At 68.7% G+C, this 12,092-nt stretch carries 10 protein-coding genes; 4 read left to right on the forward strand and 6 right to left on the reverse strand.

Annotation, left to right across the window (positions count from 1 at the left end; all coding sequences use genetic code 11):
• Positions 1 to 222: 222 nt before the first annotated feature.
• The 3 genes from GTZ93_RS13970 to GTZ93_RS13980 form a co-directional block, all read right to left on the reverse strand.
• The gene (locus GTZ93_RS13970) at positions 223 to 1,194 is read right to left on the reverse strand and encodes a CorA family divalent cation transporter (protein ID WP_139916616.1); all 972 of its coding nucleotides are present in this window, start codon (positions 1,192 to 1,194) and stop codon (positions 223 to 225) included.
• 67 nt (positions 1,195 to 1,261) lie between these two features.
• Entirely contained in the window at positions 1,262 to 1,612 is a 351-nt protein-coding gene (locus GTZ93_RS13975; RefSeq protein WP_139916615.1) for a DUF2019 domain-containing protein, read from the reverse strand.
• Positions 1,613 to 1,684: 72 nt separating this feature from the next.
• Entirely contained in the window at positions 1,685 to 2,641 is a 957-nt protein-coding gene (locus GTZ93_RS13980; protein WP_139916613.1) for a hypothetical protein, read from the reverse strand.
• 172 nt (positions 2,642 to 2,813) lie between these two features.
• Here GTZ93_RS13980 and GTZ93_RS13985 point away from each other — a divergent pair, with 172 nt between their 5' ends.
• Positions 2,814 to 4,313, forward strand: a complete 1,500-nt coding sequence (locus tag GTZ93_RS13985) for an arylsulfatase (RefSeq protein ID WP_139916611.1) — start codon at positions 2,814 to 2,816, stop codon at positions 4,311 to 4,313.
• Between the two features lie 140 nt (positions 4,314 to 4,453).
• Positions 4,454 to 6,271, forward strand: a complete 1,818-nt coding sequence (locus tag GTZ93_RS13990) for an AsmA family protein (RefSeq protein ID WP_139916609.1) — start codon at positions 4,454 to 4,456, stop codon at positions 6,269 to 6,271.
• A gap of 6 nt (positions 6,272 to 6,277) precedes the next feature.
• On the opposite strand, the gene GTZ93_RS13995 is transcribed toward GTZ93_RS13990, so the two are convergent.
• Complete coding sequence (locus GTZ93_RS13995; RefSeq protein WP_139916607.1) at positions 6,278 to 6,676, reverse strand: response regulator transcription factor; 399 nt, start codon at positions 6,674 to 6,676, stop codon at positions 6,278 to 6,280.
• 152 nt (positions 6,677 to 6,828) lie between these two features.
• Between GTZ93_RS13995 and GTZ93_RS14000 the strand changes: the two genes are divergently transcribed.
• Both GTZ93_RS14000 and pyrF read left to right on the forward strand, forming a co-directional pair.
• Positions 6,829 to 7,590: an SDR family NAD(P)-dependent oxidoreductase gene (locus GTZ93_RS14000; protein WP_120581071.1), complete on the forward strand. Its 762-nt coding sequence runs from the start codon at positions 6,829 to 6,831 to the stop codon at positions 7,588 to 7,590.
• 14 nt (positions 7,591 to 7,604) lie between these two features.
• Positions 7,605 to 8,456, forward strand: a complete 852-nt coding sequence (gene pyrF / locus GTZ93_RS14005; protein ID WP_139916606.1) for an orotidine-5'-phosphate decarboxylase — start codon at positions 7,605 to 7,607, stop codon at positions 8,454 to 8,456.
• Positions 8,457 to 8,487: 31 nt separating this feature from the next.
• Here the strand turns inward: pyrF and GTZ93_RS14010 are convergent, their stop codons facing one another.
• A complete protein-coding gene (locus GTZ93_RS14010; protein ID WP_139916605.1) occupies positions 8,488 to 11,061 on the reverse strand; it encodes a penicillin-binding protein 1A in 2,574 nt (857 codons plus the stop codon).
• 30 nt (positions 11,062 to 11,091) lie between these two features.
• The gene (locus GTZ93_RS14015; RefSeq protein ID WP_121781816.1) at positions 11,092 to 12,054 is read right to left on the reverse strand and encodes an RluA family pseudouridine synthase; all 963 of its coding nucleotides are present in this window, start codon (positions 12,052 to 12,054) and stop codon (positions 11,092 to 11,094) included.
• Positions 12,055 to 12,092: the final 38 nt, after the last annotated feature.

Raw genomic sequence — 12,092 nt, forward strand, 5'->3', positions numbered from 1 at the left:
AGCCCGGCCGTCCGTGAGGAGGCGACGTCTGGCGAAGGGGGAAACGGCGCGGCACAGGCCCCCGATGAGTCCAAGCAGCAAGCAGCGCGTTCGGACTCCCGCCATCAAGTCCTCCCCCTGCCTGTGCCGCGCCCGGGGATGAAGCTGGTGAGGAAGTGGAGGAGGTCGCCACGGAACGCGGGTCGCACGGGGATGTCCGCTGACGCGGGACCGTGCCTGCTGTCACACGAGTTCGCGGCGGCGCAGGGCGCGCCACTCCGCGGCGGCGAGGACGACGAGCACGAGCACCAGCAGCAGGAACGAGCCGCGCCACTGCGCGCCGGGAATGCCGCCCACGTTGACGCCCAGCAGGCCGGTGATGAAGGACAGGGGCAGGAAGACGCCGGAGATGATGGTGAGCATGTAGAGGATGCGCTGGCTGCGGGCGTCCAGCCGGGCCTTGACGTCCTCGTGGAGGATGCGGGCGCGCTCCACCAGGGCATCCATCTCCTTGAGGGCGCCGCCGGCCCGCTCGGCCATCTGGCGCAGCTCCAGTTCCTGGGCGCGCACCCACTCCACGGTGAGCAGGCTGACGCGCAGGATGGCGTCGCGGACCAGTGAGACGAAGCGGCGCTGTTCCACGAGGGTGCGGCGCAGCCTGCGCAGGGCCGTCGGCACATCGACGGAGTCGTCGCGGCGCTCCTCGAAGCGGGTCTCCAGGCCCGACAGCGTGTCGTCCAGTTCGTTGGTGCGGAGCGCGGCCGTGGAGAGCGCGGTGGTAGCGAAGGCAAGGAAGAGGTCCGTGCCACGAGGCCCCTGGCCATGGGCGAGCTGCTCACGGACGGCCACGATGGCGCGCTGATTCGTGGGCGCCACGGTGACGCAGCGGTCCGCCGTCATCCAGGCGCGCAGCTGGCGCGGGGACGACACGTTCGTGGGCGCGGGGTCTGGATGCAGCAGGAGCAGGACGAGCTCGTTCTCGTTGAGCACCTCGATGCGCACACGGCCCATGTCGGCCAGGAGCGGTTCACGCACCCGGGGAGGCAACTGGAAGACGGCCTCCAGCACGCGGGGAAGGTCCGGCAGGTCCGGAGGCAGGTGGACCCAGAGCATGCCATCCGAAGCCCGCCAGCTCCGTGTCTCCTCCAGGGTGAGCGAGCGCGCACCCCCGCTGCCATCCAGGAGCAGCGCGAAGGCGTTCTCGAACCCGTCCATGGAAGGAAGGTGGCGAGGGAGTGGACAGGGACCAAGGTCCCGGGCAGCGCAACAGCCTGGCGCCCGCTCACCCCGGGTCGAGCGACCAGGTGCCTTCGGCCCAGCGCTGGAGATTCAAGGTGGCGCCAATGGCCGCCAGACCACCCTCCGCGGCGATGGCTTCCAGAACCGCTTTCGACTCCTTCGTTCGGTAACGCAGCAGGAATGATGCTGTCATGCCCCGCACGTCCGCACGGGGATGCTTCAGCAGGACCGAGAGCGCCTCCCGTCCGGCGTCTCCCTGCGAAAGCAGCGCCTCCAATGCAGCCCCGTACTTCCGGGCGTGCTTGTTGCCCTTCCTGGAGTCACCGTCCCGGATGCAGTCGCCTTGTGCCGCAACATGGCGCGCGAACTGTTCGACGAGCGTCTTGGTATCCATCACCAGCAACCCATCCGGACATTCTCGATGGCTTGCAGCCCGAAGTCACACTCCGCCGAGAAGAGTCGTTCGTCACGCGTGGCGCCAACGAGACGACAGCACTGTCAGCGCGATGAGCGCACCGCCCGCACCAGCAAGCACCCTCAGGGGCCGTCGTAGCTGCTCCCCCAGGGCCTCCAGTGCTCCGGCCGTGACCTCCCGGCTCGTGCGCCGCAAGAGGTCCTGATTGCATGGAGCCTGCCGCCAGCGGAGTTCCTCCTGCGTGAGCGCGCCCCCCGCGCCCCGGACAGTCGCCGCCGCGGTGCGCTCGGCGAGCGTCGCCAGGGTTGCGCCCAGCGCTTCTCCAGAGGCCTTCGGATTCGTCGCCAGCTCCTCGTGGAGGCCCGCCGCCAGGCCCCGCACCAGCCCCTGCCCTGCCTGCTCCACCAACCCCAACAGCCAGGCGGAGTCCTCGCGCAGCGTGGACTCGACGCCCAACACCAGCCCCCGGCCCACCTTCGAGGCCACCTCCTCCCCCAATGGCACCACGCCGCGCGCGTCCTCCAGGATGGCCGGCAGGGAGTCATGCAGCTGCTCCGTGGCCGCCTTCACCACGCCTCGGGCCATCACCTGGGCGCGCTCGCCCGGCGTGCGGATCTCATCCGTGCGGGAATGGGCGAACGTCACCACTTCGTCGAAGAGGTGGTTGAGCCTCACCACGAAGCCATGGAGCGGCAGGCCCCCTTCGTTCCACTCCCGCTCCAACGCCTTCAGCGCCCCCTCCATGGCCGCACCCGCCAGCACCTCGGTCGAGCCCGCCGACGCTCCAGGTTCACGCCCGGCGGCCTCGTGCGCCATGCGGCTCAGCACCGTGAGCAGGTCCTGGAGCAAGGTGTGCAACTGACCGTCGCCGTCGGGTGCCTCCTCGCGGAGCCCTTCAGCCGTGCCACGCACCACACCGGTCGCGATCTCGGTCGCCACCATGCGCTGCAGCGACAACGTCAGGTTGCGCAGCGCATCGATGGGTCCCGCACGGCCCGCGATTCCCATCGGTACACCTGTCCTTCCACAGGGGGTTCCCCAGGAGAATGTGAACGCCTGTGCACCGAGGCAATGACATCCAGCCACGCCCTCCGCCCGCCACGCCGCTCCCCTTCTGGTTGTCCGCTGCCCTCCGAGTCCCCATCCCTACGCCCAAACACAAACACTGGAGCGTGCCTGCATGGCGACGAAGCCCGCGAAGAAGAAGCAGCCCAACATCCTGGTCATCTTCGGAGACGACATCGGCTACTGGAACCTCAGCGCCTACAACCTGGGCGTCATGGGCTATCGCACGCCGAACATCGACCGGCTGGCGAAGGAGGGCGCGCTCTTCACCGACTACTACGCCCAGCAGAGCTGTACCGCCGGCCGCGCGGCCTTCATCACCGGGCAGTGCCCCTTCCGCACCGGCCTCACCAAGGTCGGCATGCCGGGCGCGAAAGTGGGTCTCCAGCCGGAAGACCCGACCATCGCGGACCTGGTGAAGCCCCTGGGCTACATGACCGGCCAGTTCGGCAAGAACCACCTGGGCGACCGCGACGAGTTCCTGCCCACCGTGCACGGCTTCGATGAGTTCTTCGGCAACCTCTACCACCTCAACGCGGAGGAGGAGCCGGAGAACGTGGACTACCCCAAGGACCCCGCGTTCCGGCAGCACTTCGGTCCGCGCGGCGTGCTCAAGAGCAAGGCGGACGGCAAGGGTGGCCAGACCGTGCAGGACACCGGCCCGCTGACGAAGAAGCGCATGGAGACCGTGGACGAGGAGTTCCTCGGCGCGACCCTGGACTTCATCGACCGCGCCCAGAAGGACCAGAAGCCCTTCTTCATCTGGTTCAACACCACCCGCATGCACATCCACACGCACCTGAAGAAGGAGTCCCAGGGCAAGACGGGCATCGGGCTCTTCCCGGACGGCATGGTGGAGCACGACGGACACGTGGGGCGGCTGCTCGACAAGCTGGACCAGCTGGGCATCGCGGACGACACCATCGTCATCTACACCACCGACAACGGCGCGATGACGAGCATGTGGCCGGACGGCGGCGTGACTCCCTTCCGCGGAGAGAAGGACACCAACTGGGAGGGCGCGTTCCGGGCCCCGTGCGTCGTGCGCTGGCCCGGCGTCGTGAAGCCCGGCACGCAGATCAACGAGCTGTTCTCCTCCGAGGACTGGCTGCCCACGCTGGTCTCCGCCGCGGGCGAACCGGACGTCGTGCGGAAGCTGCTGGACGGCCATGACGCGGGCGACAAGCACTTCAAGGTGCACATGGACGGCTACGACCAGACAGCGCTGCTGTCCGGCCAGTCCCCGGAGTCCAAGCGAGAGGAATTCTACTACTTCGGCGACGACGGCGAGCTGGTCGCCATGCGCTACAAGCGATTCAAGCTCGTCTTCGAGGAGCAGAACGCCAAGGGCATCGAGGTGTGGTCGCAACCCTTCACCACCCGCCGCGTCCCGCTCATCTTCGACCTGCGCGCGGATCCGCTGGAGCGCTCCGAGGACTCCGTCGGCTACTTCTCCTGGATGATCGACCGTGCCTTCGTCCTGGTGCCCGCACAGGCGATTGTGGGCCGGTTCCTGGCCACCTTCCGGGAGTTCCCGTCGCGCCAGCACCCGTCCAGCTTCTCCATCGACCAGGTGATGGCGACGATGGAGAACGGCGCCGCCCCCGTCCACTGAGGACGGCCCGCGGCGCGGAGGCGGACGCTACGCCTTCGCGCCGCGCTGGACGGTGTTTCCAATCCATCTTCGCGAGGAAACACGCCTTGTGCGTCCCGGGAGTATGAGTCATCCAGGGCCCCTTCCCGGAACCTCGCGACATGACCGTCTCCCCTTCCCCGGACGTGCAGGACGCAGCCCCTCGCGGCAGTCGCTGGCGCCGCGTCGCCCTGTGGGCCTTGGTGGCGGTGGCGGTGCTGGAGGTCGCCATCAACGTCGCGCTCAACACGGGCGTCACCCAGGCCATCATGGGCCGCGCGACGGACCGCACGCAGCTGACGTGGCAGCGCGCGTGGTGGCTGTGGCCCGTGGGCCGGCTCCACCTGAAGGGCTTCACGCTCACCCAGCAGGACTCCAACGTCTGGTGGAAGGTGGAGGTGGACGCGCTGGAGGCGGGCATGTCGCTCACGGGCCTGCTGCGCAAGCGCGTGGACGTGGACGGCATTGACGGACACGGCGCCAGCTTCCACCTGGAGCCGTCCGGCGTGCCCGAACAACCGTCCGACTCGAACAGCAAGCCCTGGGTCATCCACCTGAAGGACGTCACGTTGCATGAAGTGCGCGAGCTGGACTTCAGCCGCGTGCGCTTCGTGGGCGCGCTGGACGTCACCGGCATGCTGAACCTCCAGTCCCGCGAACGGCTCCAGGTGGACCTGCCGTCGGTTCGCGTGGCCGAGGGCTTCATCGAAGTGGACGGCAAGCGCGTGGCGCGGCTGGAGTCGCTCGACTCGCGCGCCCGGCTCGACGCGCCCTTCCAGGCCGACAAGGGCTACGATCTCTCCAAGGCCCTTGGCGGCCAGGTGAAGACGCGCATCGACGTGATGCCCCTGGACTGGATCAACGACCAGCTGGGCGCGAGCGCCCCCGTGTCGCTGCGCGGCGGCGCGGGACGGGTGGACCTGGACGTGCGCATGGAGCGCAACACGCTGGAGCCGGGCAGCCAGCTCAAGGCCTCCGGTGAAGCGCTGGACCTGCGAGCAGGCCCCGTCCGGGCCCGGGCTCCGTGGAGTCTCCAGGCGTCCATGGACGAGGCGCCGAAGGGACAGCCGTCAGGCTCGCTGCGACTGGCCTTCACGCCCGTGCACGTATCGGGCCCCAAGGGCTACGACCTGGACGTGCCAGAAGTCGCCCTCACCGTGAAGGCCCGGCGGCGTGAAGGTCGGCCCGGCCTGGACCTGGAGCCCGAGCTGCGCGTGGCCAAGAGCAAGCCCCTGGACCTGCGCGTGCTCAATCCCTGGCTGGGCCAGACGCTGGAAATCGACGCCGGCCACGTGACGGTGCGCAGCGAGGAGCCCTCCAAGGGCGCGAAGGCGCGCAACGCGCTGGAGCTGCGCATGGACACGGACCTCGTCTCCGGACGCATGGGGCCCAACAAGGTCCTGCTGCGCGCGGAGGTGGAGGTAGACGCGCGGCACCTGTCCTGGGACATGACGGAGCTGGGCCTGAGCGGGACGACGCTGCGGCTGAGAGACGTGTCCTCCAACGGCAACGTGCCCATCCGCGCCTGGAGCGGGAACTTCACCCTGCCGCGCGCCAGCCTCTCCCTGTCCCCCACGGTGCTGAAGGCGCGCTTCGCGAGCCAGCTCACCGACACGCAGCCCATCGTCGCGCTGATCACTTCGTCCAAGAAGCTGCCCGGCTTCCTCACGTCCCTGCTCAACATCCCCAAGGTGGAGGTGACAGGGCAGGTGCAAATTGACGAGCGCGGACTCCAGCTGCGTGAGCTGAAAGCGAAGGGCGAGGGCTTCTCGATGGAGGGCCACCTGGACCTCGTGCAGGGCAACATCACGGGCGCCCTGCTGACGTCGCTGGGCGTGGTGACGGGCGGCATCGAGCTGCGGCCCGGCGGCAAGCACGACTTGCACCTCTTGAAGGCGACAGAGTGGTTCAAGAGCCAGCCGGTTCCGCCGTTCCGCTGAAGCCCGTCACTGGGGAGGATGGGCCGAGGAGCCGGCCGGCCTCACATAGGCCGCCACCGCGCCCAGCAGCACGTCCAGATCCACCGGCTTCTCCAGGAAGCAGTCCACGCCCAGGGCGTTCATCGCCCGGGCGCCCGCGTCCAGCGCGTACAGGACGATGACCGGGATGGAGGCGAGCGCCGGGTCCTCCAGCTGCCTCAGCCGGAAGGACCAGGCGTTCATCCCCGGCATCATCGAATCCAACAGGATGAGCGCCGGGCGCAGGCCTTGTCGCAGCAGGCGCAGCGCCTCGAAGCCGTTGCGCGCCAGCGCCACCTCGTGCCCGTCCAGATTTAGCGCCTCCTCGTAGGCCCGGAGCAGGTCCAGGTCGTCGTCCACCACCAGGATGCAGTTCCACCAGGGCATGAGTCGCACACTCCCGAAGCGTCTCTTCCCTTCAGGTGTCAACGCGTTGGCGACAGCACCTCGTCCTCCGGTGGGGGGAAGGTGTTTTGCGTGCCCTCGGACGCGCAACCGTGCGACAAGGCGGGCCGCTGCGACACCCTTCGGAGGATGGCATGGCGGAGATGACCTACCGGACGGCGCTGGTGACTGGCGCCTCGAGCGGCCTGGGACGTGGACTGGCCCTGTGGCTGGCGAAGCACGGCGTGCGCGTCTTCGCGACGGGCCGGCGGCTGACGCACTTGCAGGCCCTCTCCGCGGAGGCCCAGGCCGCGGGCTGCGCGGTGGAGCCCATCGTCATGGACGTCAGCGCCTCGGAGGCCTCCCAGGAGCGCATCCGCGCCATCGACGCGGAGTGCGGCGGGCTGGACCTGGTGGTGGCCAACGCCGGCATCGGCGGGCCCACGCACGGCAAGCGCATGGACTGGGAGCGCACGCGCTCCATCATCGACACCAACGTCACCGGCGCCGCCGCCACGCTGTGCGCGGTGCTGCCGCAGATGGTCGAGCGCCGCCGGGGCCACATCGTCGGCGTGTCCAGCCTCGCGGGGATGCGGGGGCTCGCGGGCCACGCCGCCTACTCCGCGTCCAAAGCCTTCCTCGCCACGTTCCTGGAGAGCCTGCGCGTGGACCTCAAGGGCACCGGCGTCCAGGTGACGTGCGTCTACCCGGGCTTCGTGAAGAGCGAGCTCACCGCGAAGAACACCTTCCCCATGCCCTTCCTCATGGAAACCGAGGACGCGGTGGAGCGCATGGGCCGCGCCATCTTCACGGGCGCCGCGGAGGTGAGCTTCCCCTGGCAGCTGGCCACGCCCATGCGCTTCCTGAAGGTCATGCCCAATCCGCTGTTCGACGCCACCGCGCGCCGGTTGAAGTGAGCGGGGGCCCTCCCATGACGACCCCTTCCTTCGCACAGCGCTTCGCGAAGCTCGCCGATGAGCGCTCCCCCTTCTGTCTGGGCCTGGACCCGTCCCGCGACGTGCTCGCCCGCTGGAACCTGCCGGACACGGTGCAGGGCCTGTCCGACTTCTGCGACCGGCTGGCCGACGCGTCCGGAGAGACGCTCGCGGTGGTGAAACCCCAGAGCGCCTTCTTCGAGCGCCACGGCCCCGAAGGGCTCGTCGTGCTCCAGCGCGTGCTCAAGCGCTTCCGCGCCGCGGGCACCCTCACGCTGCTGGACGTGAAGCGCGGCGACATCGGGTCCACCATGGACGCCTACGCGGAATCACTGTTCGGCAAGGGCAGCGCCTACGACGTGGACGCCGCCACCTTCACCGCGTACCTGGGCCTGGGCGCGCTGGCGAAGACGGTGGAGCGCGCGCGGGCCCACGGGGCCTGCGCCTTCGTGGTGGTGCGTTCGTCCAACCCGGAGGGCGTGCCCGTGCAGAACGCCGTGGGCGGCGACGGCCGCACCGTGGCCCAGGCGGTGGCGGACGGCCTGCGCGAGCTGAACGAGAAGGCGGGCCCTGGCGTGCTGCCCGCGGGCGCGGTGATGGGCGCCACGCTGCCTCCGGCCGACCGCGACGTGGTGGAGCGGCTGGGCGGCGCGCTGCTGCTCACGCCGGGCATCGGCTCGCAGGGCGCGGGCTTCAACGACTTGCCCAAGCTCTTCTCCGGCCGCGAGCGGCAGGTGCTGCCCACCGCCGCGCGCTCCGTGCTGGAGGCCGGCCCGGACGTGGCCGCGCTGAAGAAGGCCCTGGAAGCACATCAGGCGCCCTCGCGTGCATTCCGCGAAGGCGCCTGAAGGGCACTGCGTTTGCGATGCGGCGCGCGGGCTACTGCGCGCCCATCATGAACTGGTCCACGCCGACCTGGTTCTTGTCGGGCACGGCCTCTTTCGGCTCGGTGCCCTTCTTGAAGAACATCAGCTCCGCGCCCTTGGCTCCGGGGCTGGACACCTTGCCCGTCTTCTTGTCGATGTAGAGCCGCGCCAGCTGCATGGACTGCCAGGGGTAGAACTCCGACTGGGGCCGGCCCTCCAGCGCGCGCTTCATGTAGTTGAGCCAGATGGGCAGCGCCGCGCGGCCACCCGTCTCGTAGCGGCCCAGCGGGTGCGGATTCAGGTCGTAGCCCACCCACGCCACCGTCACCAGGTCCTTGGTGTAGGCCGCGAACCACGCGTCGAAGGAGTCGTTCGTCGTGCCCGTCTTGCCCGCCGCCGGCTTGCCCAGCTTCTGCGCGGGACCGCCGGTGCCCTGGAGCACCACGCCGCGCAACAGGTGCGTGAGGATGAAGCCCGTCTCCGCGCTCATCACCTGCTCGCCCGGCTCGAAGAGGCGCGCGTAGCCCGCGGCCACGCGGTCCTGCAGCGGCGCCCACGCGTCGTCGAACGCGGTGTGGTCCTCCAGCGTGCGGCCGAAGCGGTCCTCCACCTTGCGGATGAAGTACGTGGGCTTCTTGCGGCCGTAGCGGTTGAAGGTCGCGTACGCGGAGGCCAGGTCGAACGGGTACACGCAGGACGAGCCCAGCGCCGCGGAGAAGTCCATGTTCATGGGCGTCGTCAGGCCCAGCTTCTTGGACCAATCCGACATGTTGTGCACGCCCACCGCGCCGAACGTCTTCACCGCGGGGATGTTCATGGAGTTCACCAGCGCCGTGCGCAGCAGCACGTCACCCACGAACTCCTCGCTGTAGTTGGCCGGCTTCCACGACACCTTGTTGTCCGGGTCGTGCTCCACGATGGGCGAGTCCACGATGACGGTGGCCTCCGTCCAGTTCAGCTGCTCCAGCGCCGCCGAGTACACGAACGGCTTGAAGGACGAACCCGGCTGACGGCACGCCTGGAACGCGCGGTTGAACTCGTTGTCGTCGAAGTCGTAGCCGCCCACCATCGCGGTGAGGTACTGGCGATGCGGGTCGATGGAGACCAGCGCGCTCTGCGCCTCCGGCGTCTGCTCCAGCCGGAAGAGCTTCACGCCCTCCTCGGGGATGTCCTCCGCCAGCTTCTTGTCCCACTGCTCCTTGTCGTCCGTGAGCTCCTTCTTCACCACGTTGCGAAGCACCACCACGTCACCCACCGCCACGGCCTTCTTGACGGAGGTGATCATGCTCGCCGGGTAGTAGCTCTCCGGGTTCACCTTGCGCGCCCAGCGCATGCCGAGCAGCGGCAGCCGGCCCTGGTGCGGCCCCACCTGCACGTCCGCGCCCTTGCCGTCGTCGTCGATGCGGGTGACGACGCCCATGTAGAGGCGGTTCTCGACGAGCTCTTCCTTGCCCATCGCCTTCTTCGCCTTGGCGATGAAGGCGCTGCGCTCAGGCTCGGTGGCCAGCTGCATCACCGGACCGCGCCAGCCCTGGCGCTTGTCCACGGACATCAGGCCGTCCAGCACGGAGTCCTGCGCCGCGCGCTGCCGCTCGCTGTCCATGGTGGTGAAGACCTTGAGGCCTTCCTTGAGCAGCACGGGGTTGCCGTAGCGGTCCACCACGTCCTTGCGCACCTGCTCCACGAAGTACGGGGCGAACTCGTGGAAGACGTCCTCCACCGGGTACACCTTCACGGGCTCCGCGTTGGCCTGATCATGCTCGGCCTTGGAGATCATGCCTTCGACCAGCATGCGGCCCAGCACGTACGAGCGGCGCTTCTTCGCGGCCTCCGGACGCAGGAAGGGCGAGTAGCGGCTGGGCGCCTGGGGCAGGCCCGCGATGAGCGTCATCTCCCCCAGCGTCAGGTCGCGCACGTCCTTGCGGTAGTAGTTCTCCGCCGCGCTCTGCACGCCGTAGCTGTGGTGCCCGAGGAAGACGTTGTTCAGGTAGAGGTAGAGAATCTCTTCCTTCGTCAGCGCCTGCTCCAGCCGGAAGGCGAGGATGGCCTCGCGAATCTTGCGCTTGGGCGTCTTCGCGGTGGCCTCCTTGTAGCCCTCCGCGGAGATGAGGACCGCCTTCGCGGTCTGCTGCGTGAGCGTGGAGCCGCCCTGCACGCCGCCGGCGCGCAGGCCCAGCTTCGTCATCACCGTCTTGGAGACGGCGCGCGTGGTGCCCAGCACGTCCACGCCGAAGTGGTCGAAGAAGCTGGAGTCCTCGCTGGCGATGAACGCCTGCACCAGCCGCTTGGGGATGCGCTCGTAGGACACCACCTTGCGCCGCTCGTTGTAGAACTCGCCCGCGAGCACCGCGTCGTCGGTGTAGACCTCCGTGACGATGGGCGGCCAGTACTCGTCCACCTTCGGGATGGCGGGCAGCCCGTCGGAGAAGACGTAGTAGGCGCCCACGACGGCGAGCACGCCCGCGGTGGCGCCCATGAGGCCCAGCACGGCGACGAGCTTCATCAAGCGCAAGAGGATGTTGCGCTTGGGCGGAACGCCGTCGAGCACCAGCTTGGAGCGGCTGCGGTCAATCTTCGGGTCGGCCATGCGTGTCGTGTCGAGTCCTGGGCTCAAGGCTTAGAGGAGCGCCGCCCGCTTCAGCACGTCCGTCAATTCGGCTGGCATGGGGGTCTCCACGACGACCCTCCTGTCATCCTCGGGGTGCGGAAATTCGATGCGCTCGGCGTGCAGGAACAGACGTTTGAGCCCCCAGCGCGCCCGCACGTCGCGGTTGAAGGCGAAGTCTCCGTACTTCTTGTCACCCGCCACCGGGTGGCCCACGGCGACCAGGTGTCTTCTTATCTGATGAGTGCGCCCGGTCTCGATGGTGCAGGAGAGGAGGGCTGCCTCGCTCGACTGGCGCACGACCTTCCACCGGGTGACGGCCTCCTGCATGTTCACTCCCCGACGGGCCTTGGATTCGGCCGTCTGCTGGTGCTCGGCGAGCGGCAGGTCGATGACACCCGAATCCCTGGGCATCTTCCCCTTCACCAGGGTCAGGTAGCGCTTCTTCGGGTGGCCGTGGGTGAAGATTTCCGTGAAATGCACCATCGCCGGGCGCCGCTTGGCCACCAGGATGACGCCGGAGGTCTCCCGGTCCAGGCGGTGGGCGGGTGAGGCGGTGAAGTCGTTGCGGGTGGCCTTGGGGCCCAGGTAGGCGCGTACGTAGTCCACCAGGGTGCCCCCGGTGATGCCGCTACCGGTATGGACGGCCATTCCGCTGGGCTTGTCCACGGCCATGAGCCAGTCGTCTTCCAACAGGATGACCAGCCGGGAGGGGTCTACCGGTGGTGGCGGGGGAGGCGGACGGTCCGATTTCGGACGCTCCGCGAGGGTGAGTTGCTCTTCGGTGCCGCGGATGGTGAGCACGTCTCCTTCGACAAGCAACTGCTCTGGCTGCGCGCGCTTGCCGTTCACTCGCACCTTCTTGGTGCGGATCATCTTGAAGAGGTGGCTGACCGGGACGTTGGGCATCCGCTTGCGCAGGTGCTTGTCCAGCCGCATCCCGACTGTGTCGGCTTCGATTCGGTACTCGATCATTTGTGCTGGCGCCTGGACCAGACCACACGAATAATTCG

This window comes from Corallococcus exiguus (genome assembly GCF_009909105.1).
Taxonomy (GTDB): domain Bacteria; phylum Myxococcota; class Myxococcia; order Myxococcales; family Myxococcaceae; genus Corallococcus; species Corallococcus exiguus.